The organism is uncultured Roseovarius sp., assembly GCF_947489715.1.
Taxonomy (GTDB): Bacteria; Pseudomonadota; Alphaproteobacteria; order Rhodobacterales; family Rhodobacteraceae; genus Roseovarius.
The window spans coordinates 60,922-79,051 of record NZ_CANLER010000010.1 but is presented as its reverse complement, the minus strand read 5'-3'; the positions used below and the strand labels follow the sequence as shown (position 1 = coordinate 79,051).

Here is an 18,130-nt window from a genome sequence, read left to right as displayed (position 1 = left end):
GTTATATTCAACTAAATCAGGTGCTTGCGCAATCTGTGGTTGGGTTTGACTGGTGTTAGAACGTAACATGAACCTTGTAACGAGACGGTCATTACAAGGATCACCGATATGCCCCATATCAAATTCACAGACTCGACACTCAAGAAGTTGTCAGCCACCAAAACAACGTGGTTCACGGACCCAACGGTCAAAGGATTACGCCTCTGCGTGACGAAAGGCGGTGTCAAAACTTGGTACGTCAACAAGTGGGACCCGACGTCGCAGAAGACACGGTCGGTCAAATTGGCCCAATGGGCGACCAAAGTCACACATTGCCGCTGGGCGAAGGATCAGCTTGGAAAAGTCGCGCATGACATAACCACAGGCAATGTGCAGACGCGCGATGAGCACAGCGCAGAACAGGCTGCAATGGGCATCCCCACGTTTGGCGATGCACTGGAACAATACATAGAACACCGCACGCAGCCACGTGCATCTGGGAAGGCACAGATGAAGCCAGGTACGGCCTACGATTACCGCAACTCATTCTCCAATCATCTGGCGCGCTGGGCCGATGTGCCAGTGGATGAATTGCCAATTCTCGAAATCAATCAACACCTGAACAATTTGCAGCTTGAGAAGGCGCACGCGGCTAACCATGCAAGCTCTGTCGCAGGGGCCGTCGTGCGGTTCATCAACAAGCTATGCGCCCTCGCTCTTCCGATTCCGTCACTGCTCGATAACACCAAAATTCGGTCGCGCGTCCAGACAGGCAAACTCGACATGTCGGTGCCATGGTCGGATCGTTGGGACGAAATTCAAGCGGTCAAGAACGAACACAAGCGGCTGGCGTGGATGGTGACTTGGTACACCGGCTTTCGCCATGAGGACAGCTTGCGGCCTTTGACATGGGATCAAGTCGATCTGGACGCTGGCACTGTCACATTCGGCAGATTGAAGAAGCAGGAAGATGCGCGGGAGATTGTGATCGCTGACGATGTGGTCAGGTTGTTCGAACGGCTCTGGGAGATCAGGTTTGACGATTGCGACTGGGTGTTCCCGAGCAGGCGTGTGGTCAAAGGCAATCGCGGGCATTTGGACGTTTTGGACCGGCTGCCCCTGACACGCGCAGGCGATCTGCGGCATCTGTGGATGTCAACGGCGCGCGAAGTTGCACCGCGTCACGTCCACAGGTGGTTGGCGCAGCAGACAATGACTGACGACGACTTGCGCATGCTCGGGCATTACGGCCAGCCCAGCCATGAGGAACAAAAACGGTCGGCCAATGCGATTGCATCGGCGATTAACGTGCAGTTGGGCGCGCCACCTTCATCCGTTATTGAACTGAAACGTCAGTACGCTTAGATTCACTGACATACGCCTCCATGCCCGGGCTTAATGACCTGACCGAGACATGAGGCTGACCGCGTGAGCGACGGCAACGTCAGGAGCAGGAAACGCGGCAGTCATTTGGCATCCATCACAAGGATACCGATATGACTATTGAACAGCTGTCAGAGCAGCTAAAAACTCTGCACAACGACCTGATACGGTCGAATCCTCCCCAAGTCATGACAAGCCGCGAGGCGGCACAATTTCTGTCTGTCACGGACGAAACGATGTTCCGGTGGCGCAAGGATGGCGTCGGGCCGTCATATTCTCAGCCAAATTCTCGGGTAGTGCGATACCTGCACGCGGACCTTGTTGAGTGGATGAAGGAGCATCAGTGATGGGTGAATTGATTGCGCGCACCAAGGGTGAAGCGAAGAAGCTGGGGCATGACACCTACCAAACTGTCACGCCCTGCAAGAATGGGCATAACGCTCCCCGCTGGACGGTCAGTAGGCAGTGCGTCGAATGTCAGACTATGCCGAGAGATAAGGTGTACGTTGAACGGATGCGTGCCGCGTATCTGAAGGCTTTCGACGTGACTCTTAGAACTGGTGTCGCACATGTACCGATCCTGAAAGATGATGGATGGTGGGCGATCCCTGTTCGCGACCCGTCACAGCCAGATGATGGCACGCAGGCCGATTGTGTGAAGATCAATGGCGACTGAGGACGAACTTAAAAGACGTCGCGAAGAGGCAAGGCGAATTGCCCAAGGGAAGCGCGGCCTTGCTGCCGTCGAGGCTGGGCATCCAGAATGGGTGGCGCTGCCTGAGACGGTCGCGGAGGCACGTCGTGCCAAGAAGACATATGTGTTTACAGGCAGAGCATGTGAGTTTGGTCACATTGCGCGTCGGTTTGCCCACAATGAGCGCTGCGTCGAGTGTGTTCGGCCCACGCCGCCTGAAGTATCGCCGAGACAACATTTGTGGAGGCAGCGGTTCAACGCGCTGGCAGATGTGATCGAGGAGACCGGTCGGCTGCACTATCTCAGACTGGTGGGTTCGCAGTATCGGGTTGTTGAGACCAATCGGGTTATCAAGTTCGATAACGTCCGGGAAGCGTGTTCCAAAGCCGCGCGGCTGACAGCGCAGGACGGTGAGTTGAGGTGTGTTATGCCGGGAGCAACACGGATGGTTGTGAAACGGGCAGTAGGTAAGTGACTTGGGCCATGCACACCCTGCACCACATATACGCGTAAGAGAATTGACGTGCGGTGGTGTGAGGGACCCCCATGCAGGGTGCAGGGTATGCAGGGTGCAGTAGGAAGTATCTTTATTATCAGGTGGTTAACACCTAACTTTTACCCTGCATCTGGATTTCTGCGATTTGCAGGATGAATTCCAAGTTGTGTAATATCAATGGGTTATCAGTGAACTTTTACCCTGCACGGTTTTCAGGGTTGCCGCTTCTTTCTGGTAAGATCAGTGGATTTTGATGTTTTTGCTTCGCGTGCGTGCGTACGCGTAAAGATGTTTTTGCATTTCGTGCAGGGTGTCGTCCCTGTCTCCCGGCGGAAATCCGTCCTCCGACTGCGTTCTCCCACACCAACTGATACGATATCACTTGGGCAAGCGCATCAACGCTTTGATCTTGCAGCACAATACCGACCACGATCCTTGTAACGCACCACATATCACAAGGTTAACGCGGATTTGCGCCCGACCACCCCCTTTCTGAGAGCGATCACCCCCGCCCCCGGGCCAATTCAGAAGATTACAATTCCACGAATACTCACCACGCCCCATGCCCCTGCAAACATGCAGCGAGCCTCAGCGTATCGGGTCAACGCTGCGTGTTCCCACATCCGCCGCCCACTCACCCCCGACCATCCCAAACGCCCGTCTCTGCGCAAGACAGACGCATCCCGCATTCACCCAACCGCCACCTTATTCTCCGGTAACGCCCATCGTGTGTTCTCGTTATGTTTCATCTGTGCGCGCATCCATATTGTTGGCGGGTTCGCCGCACCGGGATTTTTACCTTTCTTGCCCGACCAGAGCCCGCCAGCAAACAAAGAAAGAAATCGAATGCCCCTGCAATCTGTCACCATCCAATCGACCACACATGGCTCCCGCCTGATCGGCGAAGACATCCACACCGCACATCACCTGGACATCCCGATCCCGCCCGACGACCTCTACACTTTGATTATCGCCGCGACGAAAACCGAAGACACACACCTGCGCGCTGAACTCGGTGGTGTCCTCGCTGATCGCACCCCCAATGGCGTGCGCGTCCATGTCGTCGCCAAGACATCCCACTTCGACATTCCTTGGCCAGTTATCGCGCGGGGCATTCAACGCAAATGACCCGGATCAATCACCGCACCTACCAAGAGCAACGCCAAGCCTATGATAAAATCCGCGACGTGATTGCGGGCGAAGACCGGCTGAAGGCGCAAGGCTCAATCTACCTGCCGCAGCCTGAAGGCATGACAACCGCTCAATACAATCGCTACCTGACCGGCGCGTCCTTCTATGCCGTTGCGGAACGTACCTTGCGCGGCATGGTCGGCTCAGTAACGCGCAACACACCGATCTTGGAATTGCCTCCGCGCATTGAAGCTATGCGGCAGGCGGCGACGTTTGAGGGTAACAGTTTTGACGTTCTCCTAGAGGACACATTGCGCGAAGTTCTGTCCATTGGGCGCATCGCAATGTTGCTCGACTACCCGACAGATGGTGCAGCGCCTGCGACGGCCCCGTTCATTTCCACATTCAACGCAGAGTCTATTCTGGATTGGAAAGAAGAGCTGGTTGGCGGTCGCCAGAAACTGACTTACCTGCGCCTGCACGAAGACAATGACGATTTGGTAGACACCGGCGTCGAGCAACACCTCGTCCTGACACTTGAACCCGCCTATACGGTGAAACGTTTCCACGTCTCGACGAAGCGCAACGGCCCGGTCACACAGTCGGTTGAAGAAGTCATGATCGGCGAACCTATTCTGCCCACCATCAACGGCGCGCCTCTGTTTGATATTCCGGCGGTCGTCGTGTCCCCGTACAATTTGAAAGCGGACGTTGAGAAACCCCCGTTTCTTGATCTCGTCAACGTCAACCTCGCGCACTGGCGCAACAGCGCCGATTATTTCTGGTCGCTCTATCTGACCAGCCAGCCCACACCTTGGGTTTCGGGGTCAATCAACGAGAAGAATAAACCAACGCAAATCGGCAGCGGCGCGTTCTGGGTTTTGCCGCAGGGGGCGATCGCAGGTATGCTAGAATTTACCGGCGCAGGCATCGCCGCACAGAAGACCGCCCTCGACGATCTGACCGCCCAGATGGCAACATTGGGCGCGCGCATGGTCTATGACGGCAAGGGGCGCAATGAGACAACCGACACGGCCAAACTGCGCCATCGTTCCGAATTGTCTCTGCTCCACAGCAGCGTGAATATGGCGGAGGCGGGACTCCTCAAACTCCTGCGCCTTGCCGCTGAATGGACAGCCGTGAACTCCGCTGATGATGTTAAACTTGTCCTGCATCGCGACTTCGTAACAGCCCAGATGGACCCCGCCGTCCTGACCGCATTGATCAAGGCGTGGCAGTCTGGTGCAATCTCGCATGACACGCTCCTGATGAACCTCAAAAAAGGCGAAATGGTAGATGCCAATCGCGCTCTGGATGACGAGCGGGACATGATCGAACAAGACGGTGGCGATATCGGCCTGACATTAATCAGGGGCGGCGGTGCTTAATGCTTACCGATCCCGACTATGGCCAGCACGCCGCCCGAACACCGCCGGAAGAATTGTTGGTCTTTTCCATCCTGTCCCGAGCAATCCTCGATCTATTCGGCAGCGTCGGCCTGACGGCCGATGCGGACGAAGCGAAAACGGCAAGACAAGAGGCGCTCATATTCTTGACCCAAAGGACCGGTGGTTGGGCGAAACGGCGCAATGAGCTTTGTGACGCCATCGGCATTGACGGTGACGATATGCGCGCCCGCGTCGTCCGCGTCTTGGAGGGTGACACATTGGCCCTCGAAACCTATGAGACGCGCGGTGCGCTGACCCATGTTGCCGAGGCGCGTGCGCTTTGGGTACACGAGAAAGGCGCAATTGAACGCGCCCGCGAGGCAACCATAGAAGCGAAACGCTACCGCCGAAACGTCTCGACCTCGACCAGCACAAAGCCCCCACGAAACACCATCACCAAGTATTCGGAGGTGCGCCCGATTATCTTTAAACTTCTGGATCGGCCTCGCGCATTCAAAGACCTGATAACGGCGACCAACGGTGACGTGTCCGACTCCACGATCCGGGATGTCCTGCGCATCGGCATTGAAAAGGGCGACGTAATCAAGCCGGAAAGCGCTACTTATGTCCTTGCCTCAGTACCTCAAACTGCGGTTGCAGCGGCAACCGGATAGGCCCGATTATCAATCCATAAACAGTGGGTTAGGCTCATCTTGTTTCCTTGTGAATGAAAACGGGGGCGGGTTGGGCATGATCCGCTCCCAATCACAAGGACTCCGAAATGGCCGAAAATGATACCCAAGCCCAAGCTCTCATTGCAGCCTTGGCACCTAAGATCGCAGAGGCGATCATTCCCCAACTGACCCAACAAGTCGAAACGCAGATCAAAGGCGTCGTCTCAAAGAACGATGAGCTTTTGGACAAGCTCGCGAACATGAAGAAAGACGCGGAAATTGCCGAGCACGGCAATGCGACGAATGAACTCGTAAAGAAGACCAAAGCACTGCTTGAGGCCGCGGATTCGCAACTTCAATCGCGCCTCGATGGTTCCGGCGTGTACCAAGGTCGTCAGAAAGGCGACTCCATCAAGCTCAAGAAGTCGGACGCGCGCAATGTCGCGGCATACCGTGACGCTAAAGCCTTGGCTGAGAAAGAAGGCGTGCCGCTCGAGATTGTCGCCGATCAATGACCCCGAAAAAACGCCCCCACAAAATGGCAATGCTCCCGGATGTGAAACGGGAGCATTACACGCGGGAAATCCTGCTTGGGCGCATTTCGATGTTTCAGGCGGGCAAAGACCTCGACATGTCCGACACGTCAGTGGCGCGGTATATTTCGTCGATCCCGGAAGACGAAAAATTGGCCGTCCTAGCCACCGCCATGCACGACGCCAAAGTCAAAACGGCGATGCAGCATGCAGCTATCGTCGACGAGTTTGGTGAGGACACAGACAAAGACCTCAAATGGGTTTTGCGCGAGCTCAAGAGCCTGCTCGAAGGCGCGAAAGGTGACGAGGACCGCATGATGCAGTTGGGCGCATTGAAAGAGCTGCGCCAGTCGCTGATGGCGCTGGCCGACCTGCACGGCAAATTGAACAAGAAGATGGACATCCATCTGAACTTGAATGAGAGCCCGCAATTCATTAAACTGCGCCAGATCATCCTGACCGTTTTGGATCGACACCCAGACGCCAAAGTTGACTTCCTTGAGGAGATGAAAGTCCTTCAGGTGATTGACGCGCGGGCATGATGCACGACCCGCACCTGCGATCCTTCCTGCAAGGGCTGACTGTCAGCCTTGACCCGGTCGAACGGTTTCGTCTGGCCATTGGTGAGCCTGATCCGTGGCAAAGGACACTCCTGCAAACGGACCCCCGTTTAAACGAGGCAGACCGAATGGTCCTTGCGCTGTGCGGGCGGCAGTCCGGAAAGTCGACGTCTGCGGGCGGTCTTGGGTATGACGATTTCTCTGTCGGCAAGACGGTGATCCTGACCGCGCCTAGCCTCCGGCAATCAACTGAGTTATTCCGGCGCATTCTGGAATTCAAAAACACCGATCCATTCTGCCCGCCTATCGTGCGGCAGACGCAAACAGAGCTTGAGGCACACCCCAGTCACGGCGGACGGATCATCGTTGTCCCGGCAACCGATCAGGCGCGCGGTATGACCGCCGACACGATCATTGCCGACGAGGCGTGCTTCCTCGACGACGATGCGCTGACCGCTTTCTTCCCCATGCGGAAGGAGACGGGACGCATATTCCTGCTGTCCACACCGAACCTGCGTCAGGGATATTTTTACGAGACGTGGACGAGCAACAAACAGGTAAAACGCATCACGGCCCGATCCATCGACATACCACGGCGGGCATCACAGGTTGCGTTCGACAAGGCCACGATGTCTGACACTACATTCCGGCGCGAACACCTTTGCGAATTTGTCGGCAGCGGCACGCCTCTGATCTCGTGGGAGACATTGGAACGGTCCTCCAACCAGAACGTCAAAGCATTGGAGCTCACATGACCGAGTATCAACATCTCCCAGACGGTCGCGTTGTGTTGCCTTCAAACGCTGACCCCGCAGCATTCGGAACCGTCGTCCACGGCTGGGTCCGTCACCACGTCGGCATGGACCTCGGGCGTAATGATCCATCCGCTATCGTTGTCATTCGCGACGAATGCTTTCCGCAGTTCACCGGGCGCGGGTTCGAACAGGAATTGGGAGAGCGCAAATGCACCGTCGTATTCCAAGAAACAGTTCAACTTTATTCCTACACTGACCTTGCCGACTTCCTCGTGCGCCGCCTCGGTCAAATCCCGAATTGGTCACTCGCCATCGATGCATCGGGACTTGGCGCGCCGTTCTCATCGACCTTGGACAATGCAGGGATCGAACATTTCGCTGTCGTCATGACCGCTGGCACGTCTCTGTCTCGCAAAGGCAAAGACGTAACATGCGCAAAAACGCTCCTGCTCGAGAACATGGCGGTCGGCCTCGAAACAGGCGTTCTCACGGTCGCGCATGATCTCGACGGCAAACAAGACCTGCTCAACGAGATCGCGAGTTTCGAACTGGCGTCAACGTCGGCTGGAAACCTTGTCCTGCAAGGCGGCGGCAAGGGGCATCACGCCGACCGTGCGATTGCCACAGCCTTGGCCTACCTCAGCGCCACCCATCTGGACACGTATCAGGGCGGAGAACACCGGCTGCGCGGCTGGGCGTGACGCCATACTCCTGCCTCAGTCGTTTGCGATACAGGCGGGATGGAACAAGACAGAAGACAATGGCCCACGTCTGGCTTGACAGGTGATGCTGAAGAAGACCGCCGACGCAAAATCGCGGCGATCAATCGCATCAAGCAGATTCAAAAGAAATTCTCGACCGGTGGGCAGCAGGTGGATTTGTTCTCGGGTATTGGCAGCACAGTGGCACCCACCAAATCGAAGACCAAGCAGGCAACGCAGTTCAAGAAAGATCAAAACACGATCATGAAAGCCTTCGCGCTCGGCCTGCACGAATACATCCCGGAGGACTTGGCGCAGCATTACGGGTTGTCGACCATACCCGAACCGAACCCACCGACACCACGCGAAGATACTAGCAAAGCCCCATTTTAACCTGCGCTCTCATTGTGCTCGCTACAATCACCCGGGTCGAAGTGCCTTGAGATCGACGAGCGACCCGCATTTTTTGATCAGCTCTTGGGTTGGCGAGTAAAGACCGACTAACCATAGGCGAACGCGTCAGAGACGCGCTCAATCTGGGATTGCTATGAGGACGATTTCTGACTCTTCGCAGTCGTCACAGGTGAACGCAACTTTTCCTGGTGTGATTACTCGTTCATGTACGATGGGGTTCGGGTTGAAATATATGCGATGCCCTCGGGCAAATGCCTCTGCCACCGTGCGACTACGGGTCCACGACAACCCAAGCGGTGCGCTGGCGTCTTGCCCGCGATAGACCGTCATGCGTCTCGGCAGCCCTTCTACCTTTGGAACCGAGCGGCGGTAGACGTGAAACCAGTAGGCAAACTCTTCATGCGGAATGCGGTCGAAACCTGACCAAGCGCGGCTCACGATAGGCCAAAATGCAGCGGCTGCGCCGACTTCTTCAATCCAATGAAGGACGAAGTTGGCGCGCGCCGCGCTTCCTCCGCGAACTCGCATCATGGCTTCCCAGATGCGATCTGGGTTCTCACGGTCGGGGCCAGAAAAAAGGTCTTCATCTTCCATTGCAGTCTCCGTTCCTACAATGATTGATATGCAGTGCTCACTCGCGACCCAACCGATAATTCAGATTGCCACCTCAATTGCCTTGAAGGCTCTTGTGGTGTGGCAGCGGGCAAGCAGGCGTCATCACCGCCCACATGCCCGGTGTTGATGCCTATTCAGCGGCAATCGCCTGTCTCTGACGCGCATGGTACGGCACCCGGCGCATCTTCACCGATACGACCCATGCGTCCAGCCCGACACGGGCGTTTAGCTCGCCAACAGTCGGCGATTGAGTTTGACGAGCGACCCGGTTTTACGCGGCGGTGATCGGTGTTTTGGGATTTCGGGCATGATGGTTCCCGGCTATTTGCTGCCCACGATGGCTTGGGCGGACGAACTTTCGTTGCAGCTTGTACGAAAGGCGTGTTCGTTATTTCAGTTGACCATGCCGCAGTTTCTATCGGTACCGCACAGTGGATAGATCAGAACTTAAATCAGGGAATCCTGTCGGTCGTCTGCCTTACCGCCCTTACCTGACCCCTTAACATCAAAAGCCCCAGCAGCCTGTAGGGCATCAACTGTAATCATAGGGCCATCGCAGATGCGCTGAAGCAGATCGGCCTGCTGAGCCTCCAGTGCAACCAACCGGCCCAGGACATGCAACACGTTTAAGAGCTCAGACGTGTATTCGGCCAGCCAGCGGTCTGGGTGGATGCTTTCAAGCGGGGATGGTTGGCGACGCTCACCAATGGTCGTGCGGGTGCGGTCTTTCTTGCGATAGCTAAACCAATGGACAAGCACCTGCTTTCCCGAAACCTCGTATTCCCAAACCGCCCTAGGCACGTTGTCGATGAAGCCGTCACCGACATGCAGCCGCAGCTTGACAGGGTCGTGTGAAATTTCGTTCGGCATTTGATCGGGATGGGTCGGGATCGCCCCATCCTTGGGAATCATCGGCCCGTGCCCCTTGGGAAGGCGCGGCGGGCTGGAGCAGCGGTCTTTAGAAGGATCAGCAAAACGCTCTCCAAAGGTATGGAGCCAGATGACTTCTTCGCCAATCTCGACGGCCTCGAGGAACATATCCCCATCAGATGTGATCGGAATGCGCAACCCAGGTTGAACAAGGTCATCCTTGAAGCGCGCGGTGTAGGCTGGATGCGCAGCAACTGCCGCAAGGTAAGACATGATAGCTGGTCCAGTCACAATTTCACCTGTCGCTTCCTGTACTGCATGCATAAACATTGGCTTGATATTCGGCTCCACCGCCTTTGCGTGTGCCCAAAGGGGAAAAATTCGTCCGCCAAAAGATCCTTTATAGTGGTCAAGGTCACAAACCGATCCAGCAAAAGTCAGCGCGGGACCATTAATAGGTGCAGATCGATGCAGTGCTGTTAGAAAAACTTGGTCATCTGAGTAGTTTTCCCAAAGAGTTGGGTTCGATTGATTAATCAGCCTGCCATCTGGGATGATCCATTGCCGATCAAATGAACGAAAGCTGTAACGTGTGGGCGGGATGCAGGTATTCTGATCAACAGCAACCGGACTTGGCCGGAATGGATGGCCGAACAGCCCACTTTTGAGGGGCTTGTCTACGTGTTTGTCCCCTGGCTTTCCTTTCCGCATATGCGGGTGAAAATCGTTGGCTTTCTGTTTCGGATCTTTTTGGGAAACAAGCGCATTCCAGCGCTGTTCCAGTGTCTCTCTATCAGGTGCGATTACCCAAACACGACCTGGCATAACCCCCGATCCGTCATAGGTGAACAGTTCTTCAAGCGGAGCAAAATCGGCCCAGACCCCGTCGCTTCTTGGCAGGAAAGACGCCCGAGGCTGCGTCGAACATTGCATCCACGCTGGCCCCTCAAGCGAAATGGCCTTCAAATCCTCAAATTTGTCCGTTCTGTCACCTGAGCAAATGACACGATATCGCACACGTGCGGGTTGTTCCTTTGAAGCTTTAGTCTTGCGCAACGCCATGACGATACAGACAGGCTGCTGTACGTCCTGAAAAATGCGGCTGGATACAGGCGGTTGATGGCCCTCTGGGGTGCAGTCGATCACCCAGATTTCATCCGCTTGTGCGCGTAGATCAGCGCGCATTTTCTGAAATCCAGGGCCATTTAAGAATCCGGCCACAGTGATAAAGCTGATTACCCCTGTCTGGTCGCGCTCCCGCTGTCCTTCGAACTCGGCAGGATCACCGTCGCCAAAAACCTTCCACGTCGCCCATCGCCAGAAATACACATATAGATTTCGCAAATGCTTGGTGTGCGTCCCGACATTCCACTCTGCTGGCGGCATCCAGTCCATCAACGGCCCTGGCCGGTTCGCACTGCCAGATTCCACCCATCCCCCAAGCCCTGCCGCCTGGTTCTTGTAGGGGGGGTTCCCAATGACAACCGTGATCTTTTCTTGTTTCTTGATCTCGTTTGCCTGCCTGCGGGATTCCCCGAGAGGCATCAAGATTTGCGGGATATATTCGTCTTCCAAGTAAGGGTTGCCCAATGTGTCTGTCACATAGAGACGCATGGGGTCGGCCTGACCGGCAAAGTCCTCGCCCGCCAGATCGCGCAGTTCTGCCAACAGGCGTAGTTGCGCAACGGCGAAAGGGCCGAACTGAAGCTCAAACCCGATCAGACGCGGGATCGCCGCTTGGATCACACCGGGCACTGCGCCAGGTCCTTGATCCTCTTCTGTCGCCTCTGCGATCCTGCGCAAAATGCCCAGAAGATACGTTCCTGTCCCGGTGGCCGGGTCCGCTACTGTCACATTCTGGTTTCCCAGGCCGTCTGTCAGCCCAAAATAGGCGCTTGATCGCAACGCCTCGTCCACCAGGCGCACCATAGACATGACGACTTCAGGCGGCGTGTAGTAAGATCCCGTCTTGCGACGCAGTTCGTCGTCGTAGGCCTTCAGAAACTTCTCGTAGAAATATAGCCAGGCCTCAGGGTCGCCTTTGCTAATCACGTCCCATTCAACGGCATCGAGAACACGGGTCAGGGTCGCCAGTGACGTTTTCAGGGTTGCCTGGTTTTCCGCGTCGTCGGTCAGCAACCGAAGTGCCGTGCCGATCAGTGTATTGGTCTGGCGTAGTTCCTTTGCCACCCGATCAAGGCCATCCTTGAGCGGTATTTTCCGCGCGCGCGCCATCAGCATGCCGAACGTTACCGCCTGAGCGTAGCCATCCGCAAAGGCAGCATCGGTCGCATTGGGGAACAACAGCTTGCGCCAGTCTGTTGCCAGATTGGTCAAGGGGCCAGATCCTTCGCCAAGCTGTTCTGTCACCTCTTCGCGCAGCAACCTGCACAGGCGTGCAGTCATCTCGGCCAGCGCGAGCGCTGTCCTTGGGGGCTGAGGGTTCCACTGGAAGAAGTCAGAAAACCGAGTGAGAAGTTCAGGGGGGGCTGTCAACTTGTTGCCCGCCGTCTCAACATCGCCTTCGAGTTGGACAATTTTTCCCACCAACTCGCCGTCTTGCCAAAGGCTAAAGGCGTTGCCATCGGTATAGATCAGGTTTGGTAGAGTCCTGAGCTTTTCCCACTGTCCTTGATCGTGCTTGTCTGTGAATCTGCGAGGGTCAGCGCCCTTGCCTGGTGCTTTAACCTCGATGAAGCCGACAAGCATAGATTTGAACGTAACCGCATAATCAGGGCGGGTTTTGAGTTCTGCCAAGGACGTCTCGCCAACCGGCACAATAGAGCCAGCGGGTAAACCCGCCAACTCAGACATTTGCGTAATAAGGGTTTCGAGCGGCGCGCGAAGTTGATCCTCCGGCGCTCCCGTCACGCCAGCGTTCTTCAGCTTGGATTTGGTGGTCGCTCCAAAGTCAGCGACAATTTCCACGAGATTTTTGCTCAAAACTGGCCCCAAATTCAAAAACTGTTTTGGTTAACCTTGCACGCATAAGGCGCAATCTCCAGCGTCAATTACTCATATCAGAGAACGTTTTGAGCGGAAGTCAACAATCGCCAGCTTCATATAGGATTTATGATACATTGTCTGCTTCTGGCTTGAAGTTGCTGATGATAGGTGTTGGGATCAAGTTCAGCTCTGGACCGTTCTGCTACCATGCGGTTGTTGCATGCCGATGTTGGCCAAACGCTATTTTTGCATCAACCACCTTGGTCGTTTAAGAAATCACCACTCCTGCATCCCGCACTAGCTCAGGTGGTAGAGCAATTGCTTCGTAGGCAATGTGTCGGGGTTTAGAGTCCCTTGTGCGGCACCACTTTACAGCAGGTGCGAGAGGTCCGGGGTGCGTGACCGCAGCGGGTAGCCGGGTATCAACCCTGCATCAATCCATTTGACCATGCTGGCGTGGGTGACACCGAGGTGGCGCAAGTGCCTTGCGGCAACAGCTGGGGAATGGCCGACCGACGAGATGATCCTGCATACGCGCAATACCTCTTCCCATGCCTCTGGGTCGGTCCGCTTCAAACGAGGTTCTAATGTCATCTCTGCCATATGCTCATTTTGCCCAACAACTTTGGCGTTATTGTGGCACCACATTCGGCGATCTTAGTAAAATCTTTGTAACGAGTTTTCGTGTCTGCGTATATGAGACACCCACTCACTCAGAATCCGCTGCGGCGCAGTTTAAGCATTGTGGTCATCCATGGACTGTGCAGCATTTCCATGGGTCCAATGACGGCGTTGCGGGACGAAGCGGTCGATTGCAGAGCCCGCTATGAATGTCAGTTCAAAGTCGGCTTTGGGGGATGCACGGCTCATAATTTTTTATGTAGCTTTTGGTACTTTTGCGGGGTCATTTTGAAACCTTTGAATTCGGGCCGTGCGGTAATAAATTTCACTCCTGAATCTTCTAAAACACCTTGAATACCTGTATCGTCTTTTGACTGGTAGCGATCTCCAAGAATTACCTCCTTAAGCATAGTAACATGGTTCCATTTAGCGAAGTAAAGTCCATCCTCCTCATCACAATTTTGGAGCGTCCTTACGAGACGCACCTCTTCTTCGTATTCCCAATTTTTGTGTTTCGATTTGAGCAGCAAATCCACAAGTTCGCTCATGCTCTCCTTATTGGTATCAACATCTAGAGGAGGAATTATTTTTTCGGTTATGTAATTTATATGAGTGAGTAACCTATCTGGAACCTCGAAACCTAAGGCGATTCCAGTATGAGACTTTGCATAATGAGCCCACATTAAGGGTTCGCGCCAACTTTTCGAAAACGAAATTATTCCATTACCTTTTGAAGCGATATTTCTGAAATTCTTCGCCCAAGCTCGCACGCTTTTATCTCCCATGTCCAATGATAGATACTCAAACGGGTCATTTAACTCATCTATTGGAGACACTTTGAAACGAAGCTTTAACAAGGACTGCAGTGCATATTCTGGTGGGTAGAATTTATAGACTAACATTCATTTTCACCTCAAATAAAATACAGCTGCGCCACTGGCTGCACGGTCGCGCAATTCATTAGATAATGAAATCATTTACATCTGCGCTCAAGTGTCCGTAAACGGCACATTGGGGCTTGCCATCTGATGCTATGGACTCCAAGCGTACCTCTGCAACGCAGCACGAAAGCGCGCATTCGATGCCAAGTCGGTCAAACCGGCGACTACTCAGTTCAACCAAACATCGTCACATCCAGCGAACCTTGTTACATCCTTGTAACGCAAATGCGCCACCGCGATTAACGCTTGGCCAACAAGCGGTTAGTCGCTTCCCACACGTACTTTTAATCAGTGGGTCGCAGGTTCGAATCCTGCACGGCTCACCACTGAAATCAATAAGTTAGGTGATTTCTGCTGCGCAGCCCTTTTTGTGTGGGTAAGCGTGGGGTAAGCTTTGCGAGCTCCTTTTTCGTTTAATTTCCCCCAAAGGTTGCATCATCTTTGGCGCCACAGGGAAAACGGGCACCGTCAGATTAGTTCGAATTTGTCTGACAACATCCGAGCGTTTGATGACGGACAGCTAAACCCACAATTTCCTCCAACACGTGCAGACGTCAGACACAGCTCACTAAAAGCGTTAGCATGATCGGAAAAACGGTATATTTGAAGTTACCTCATTTTGCATTGCGGCGCCGCATCACAGTTTAGACGAATTGTGCGTTTTTTCTGAATCAGATCTGCCCGCTTAAAACCAACGATTAACAGCAGTTTCGTATCGTTGAGTACTGTCCTGGACATCAATGAGGAAATTACTCATGCGCTCAACTATAATTGCAGCAATAGCGACACTTTCAATGCTGATGCAACCTGCTCTGGCCGGCACGCCCGTCCCCGCGGAACTCGACCCAATCAATCATACCAAGGCGACACTGATTATTGTCAGTCACGATGGTAGCGAAACTAGTTACACTCCTTCAGAGCTTGAAAAATTCGCCACTTACAGCCTCACGACAAAAACTCCTTGGCGAGAGGAACCCGCTAAGTTTGAGGGTGTTCTATTGTCTGAAATCCTGTCCGCGCACGGGCTGGACCGCGCCGCCTCCATTCTCGTAACTGCAGAAAACGACTACAAGACGACGATGTCTCAAGAGCTCATCAATTCAGTTGATATTCTTGTTGCCACCCGAGTCGATGGTCGGGCACACAGCCGACGCGCCCGTGGCCCTATACAATTCGTCATTGATGCGGAAACATTCGCCACATCTTCTCTGACATCTGAATCGAACTTTGTTTGGATGGCGGCCCGTATCGAAGCAGGCAACTAATACACCAATGCCAAGCTTTGCTGGGAAAAATATCCGGCATCAAAAGATCCTCGATGCACTGTCTTCGAGCATCGGCTTTTTTGCCTCTATTGGATTTCTTATGGTTCTTTGTGTGGGAGCCGGACTCTACACGCAGTCTGTCGTTACTCAGCTCGGCAGGACCCACGCCGTCTTCGAAGATCGTCAGATTCGCAACGGCTATGTCGCTATCAGTGACATTCAAAGGCTGATACTTGCCACGCAAAGAGCCTTGAATGCGAATAATGTGACGCCAGAGTTAGACATGGCATTTCGTGAGGCCGCAGATGTCATCTACGTCCGCACAGACCATCTCAGGCGTATTCTAAAAAAGGATCGTGCCTTTGAAAACGGCACTGCATCTCTTGAGGCTCTAGAGGAGATAGTTGAGCTCGCCGATGGTGCGATTGCGAATGACTATGCCGATCTTGCGGGCTTCTTTGTCGATTTGCTTTTTGCGTCTGAAAACGCCCGTAGCAAATTGGTTCAAATGCTCGATGAAATGCGCCGACATGCGGACGACGTAATGTACATCCAAACCAAGGTTGTCAAGAAACAGCAAGTAATCATGCTTGGATCTCTGGCTGGGCTGACCATGGTTGGCGGCATTGCGCTGGTGTTACTGCGCCTTGAGGTTCTGGGGCGTCGTGCGCGCGAACGGGCCGAGAAACGTGTCGAATTTCTGGCTTTTTTCGATCCCTTAACGGAGCTCCCGAACCGCGTCCAGTTTCAGGAACGCCTTCAACGTATGCTTGAAAAGAATCGTACACCAGTCGCATTACTTTCCATCGATCTAGACGAGTTCAAAACTGTTAACGACACATTTGGTCATGCAGCCGGAGATGCCGTCTTGCAACGTGTTGGGCATGTATTGAGGAAATCAGCCCGCGACAACGGCGGATTTGCTGCACGGCTTGGAGGCGATGAATTTGCCATCGTTACACCGACGGATGACATCGGCGTTCTCAAAACTCTTTGCGAACACTTGATTTCAGAGGTGGCTTCCCCACTTATCTTTGACGGCGAAACAATCGAATTCAGCATCAGCATCGGGCTTGCCACGACAACCCAAGTCAAAGGGGCCATGTCCGCATCTGTGGATGATCTTTCACGCGTAACGGATTTTGCCCTCTACGCATCGAAGGCGAACGGACGAAACTGCTTCACGGTTTACGACTTGGAACTCGAACAGCGTTTTCTTGAGCGACGCGCCATGTTGGAAGAACTACCCAAAGCGATCTCAACAGGCGATCTGGAAGTGCATCTTCAACCAAAAGTGCTCTTACCGAACGGAGAACCTTACGGCTTCGAAGCCCTCGTTCGCTGGCGACGCAATGGAAAGTTGGTCAATCCTGGCGACTTTATCTTGTTGGCCGAAGAAAGCGGCCTTGTCATTGGGGTCGACACATTCGTGTTGAATCAAGCTGCGAGGCTAATTGCAGATTGGAATGAACAGCACAACACTGACTTCGCAGTCAGCGTAAATTTATCGGCGCTTCATTTCAGTTCGCGGAAAATTATCAAAACCGTAGAACACGCCTTGTGGAGATCGGATCTTCGCCCCGATCTCCTGACACTCGAGATCACCGAAAGCACCGAAATGCGGGACTGGGAGCACGCCAAGATCATTATTCTTGGCCTCAAAAGGCTGGGTTGCAAGATCTCGATCGACGATTTTGGAACAGGGTTTTCCTCCTTGGCTTATCTGCGCGCGATGGTCGCAGACGAATTGAAGGTGGATCGCTCTCTTGTTGAAGAGCTAGAGACTTCTTCGAAAGCGAAGCTCATGTTGGCATCGGTCTTCGAGATCGCAAAAAATCTCGAACTTGAAATCGTCGTTGAAGGTATTGAAACGCAGTTGCAGGCGGAAATTGTCTTTGACCTGGGGGCACGTCGGGCCCAAGGGTTTTTCTATGGGCGTCCGGAGTTGCCAGAAAAGGCTTTGGCAAACGCGTTTCAAATTCGGGATTACCCTAAACCAAATGCTGCTAGCTAATCGAAGGGTAATTTTCGATCGAAAGTACCGGTTAGACATTCTTGAGCGAGGTGGTCTGAGCAAGACCGGGCTTTACTTTGATTACGCTTGGTCTAGCGGTGTGGAAGGCTATCAAGCGGATGATAGATTCAACCATATGGTCCAATACTT

General features: G+C 54.0%; 18 protein-coding genes. 14 read left to right on the top strand and 4 right to left on the bottom strand.

The genetic code is table 11. From position 1 onward, the window contains the following. Positions 1-108 precede the first annotated feature (108 nt). The 12 genes from Q1B27_RS20525 (at position 109) to Q1B27_RS20475 (ending at position 8,687) form a co-directional block, all read left to right on the top strand. A complete protein-coding gene (locus Q1B27_RS20525; protein ID WP_299850606.1) occupies positions 109-1,344 on the top strand; it encodes a tyrosine-type recombinase/integrase in 1,236 nt (411 codons plus the stop codon). A 131-nt stretch (positions 1,345-1,475) separates the two neighbouring features. Next, positions 1,476-1,709: a helix-turn-helix transcriptional regulator gene (locus Q1B27_RS24555; protein ID WP_367181374.1), complete on the top strand. Its 234-nt coding sequence runs from the start codon at positions 1,476-1,478 to the stop codon at positions 1,707-1,709. After that, positions 1,709-2,038: a hypothetical protein gene (locus Q1B27_RS20520; RefSeq protein WP_299850604.1), complete on the top strand. Its 330-nt coding sequence runs from the start codon at positions 1,709-1,711 to the stop codon at positions 2,036-2,038. Before Q1B27_RS24555 ends, Q1B27_RS20520 begins: the two co-directional genes overlap by 1 nt. Further along, positions 2,028-2,531 (top strand): hypothetical protein, encoded by a 504-nt coding sequence (locus Q1B27_RS20515; RefSeq protein WP_299850602.1) that lies wholly within the window; start codon positions 2,028-2,030, stop codon positions 2,529-2,531. Before Q1B27_RS20520 ends, Q1B27_RS20515 begins: the two co-directional genes overlap by 11 nt. 867 nt (positions 2,532-3,398) lie before the next feature. Continuing rightward, the gene (locus Q1B27_RS20510) at positions 3,399-3,680 is read left to right on the top strand and encodes a hypothetical protein (RefSeq protein ID WP_299850600.1); all 282 of its coding nucleotides are present in this window, start codon (positions 3,399-3,401) and stop codon (positions 3,678-3,680) included. Continuing rightward, on the top strand, positions 3,677-5,071 hold the full coding sequence (locus tag Q1B27_RS20505) for a DUF4055 domain-containing protein (RefSeq protein ID WP_299850598.1): 1,395 nt from the start codon (positions 3,677-3,679) through the stop codon (positions 5,069-5,071). The genes Q1B27_RS20510 and Q1B27_RS20505 overlap by 4 nt, the downstream gene beginning before the upstream one ends. After that, complete coding sequence (locus tag Q1B27_RS20500) at positions 5,071-5,745, top strand: hypothetical protein (protein ID WP_299850595.1); 675 nt, start codon at positions 5,071-5,073, stop codon at positions 5,743-5,745. Before Q1B27_RS20505 ends, Q1B27_RS20500 begins: the two co-directional genes overlap by 1 nt. 107 nt (positions 5,746-5,852) lie before the next feature. Next, positions 5,853-6,260 (top strand): hypothetical protein, encoded by a 408-nt coding sequence (locus tag Q1B27_RS20495; RefSeq protein WP_299850591.1) that lies wholly within the window; start codon positions 5,853-5,855, stop codon positions 6,258-6,260. A gap of 89 nt (positions 6,261-6,349) precedes the next feature. Further along, positions 6,350-6,820, top strand: a complete 471-nt coding sequence (locus Q1B27_RS20490; protein WP_299850588.1) for a hypothetical protein — start codon at positions 6,350-6,352, stop codon at positions 6,818-6,820. Beyond that, positions 6,817-7,593 carry a terminase family protein gene (locus tag Q1B27_RS20485; RefSeq protein WP_299850585.1) on the top strand — a complete coding sequence of 259 codons (777 nt, stop codon included), beginning with the start codon at positions 6,817-6,819 and terminating at the stop codon, positions 7,591-7,593. The genes Q1B27_RS20490 and Q1B27_RS20485 overlap by 4 nt, the downstream gene beginning before the upstream one ends. Beyond that, on the top strand, positions 7,590-8,294 hold the full coding sequence (locus Q1B27_RS20480) for a hypothetical protein (RefSeq protein WP_299850583.1): 705 nt from the start codon (positions 7,590-7,592) through the stop codon (positions 8,292-8,294). The genes Q1B27_RS20485 and Q1B27_RS20480 overlap by 4 nt, the downstream gene beginning before the upstream one ends. A gap of 39 nt (positions 8,295-8,333) precedes the next feature. Further along, positions 8,334-8,687 (top strand): hypothetical protein, encoded by a 354-nt coding sequence (locus tag Q1B27_RS20475; protein ID WP_299850581.1) that lies wholly within the window; start codon positions 8,334-8,336, stop codon positions 8,685-8,687. A 138-nt stretch (positions 8,688-8,825) separates the two neighbouring features. On the opposite strand, the gene Q1B27_RS20470 is transcribed toward Q1B27_RS20475, so the two are convergent. The 4 genes from Q1B27_RS20470 to Q1B27_RS20455 form a co-directional block, all read right to left on the bottom strand. Further along, on the bottom strand, positions 8,826-9,302 hold the full coding sequence (locus Q1B27_RS20470; protein WP_299850579.1) for a hypothetical protein: 477 nt from the start codon (positions 9,300-9,302) through the stop codon (positions 8,826-8,828). 468 nt (positions 9,303-9,770) lie between these two features. Beyond that, positions 9,771-13,136 carry a type ISP restriction/modification enzyme gene (locus tag Q1B27_RS20465; protein WP_299850577.1) on the bottom strand — a complete coding sequence of 1,122 codons (3,366 nt, stop codon included), beginning with the start codon at positions 13,134-13,136 and terminating at the stop codon, positions 9,771-9,773. A 372-nt stretch (positions 13,137-13,508) separates the two neighbouring features. Continuing rightward, positions 13,509-13,733, bottom strand: a complete 225-nt coding sequence (locus tag Q1B27_RS20460) for a hypothetical protein (RefSeq protein ID WP_299850575.1) — start codon at positions 13,731-13,733, stop codon at positions 13,509-13,511. Between the two features lie 272 nt (positions 13,734-14,005). Continuing rightward, on the bottom strand, positions 14,006-14,662 hold the full coding sequence (locus Q1B27_RS20455; protein WP_299850573.1) for a DUF2971 domain-containing protein: 657 nt from the start codon (positions 14,660-14,662) through the stop codon (positions 14,006-14,008). Positions 14,663-15,456: 794 nt separating this feature from the next. Here Q1B27_RS20455 and Q1B27_RS20450 point away from each other — a divergent pair. Both Q1B27_RS20450 and Q1B27_RS20445 read left to right on the top strand, forming a co-directional pair. Then, on the top strand, positions 15,457-15,966 hold the full coding sequence (locus Q1B27_RS20450; protein ID WP_299850572.1) for a hypothetical protein: 510 nt from the start codon (positions 15,457-15,459) through the stop codon (positions 15,964-15,966). Between the two features lie 7 nt (positions 15,967-15,973). Further along, positions 15,974-17,980 (top strand): EAL domain-containing protein, encoded by a 2,007-nt coding sequence (locus tag Q1B27_RS20445; RefSeq protein WP_299850570.1) that lies wholly within the window; start codon positions 15,974-15,976, stop codon positions 17,978-17,980. Positions 17,981-18,130 lie beyond the last annotated feature (150 nt).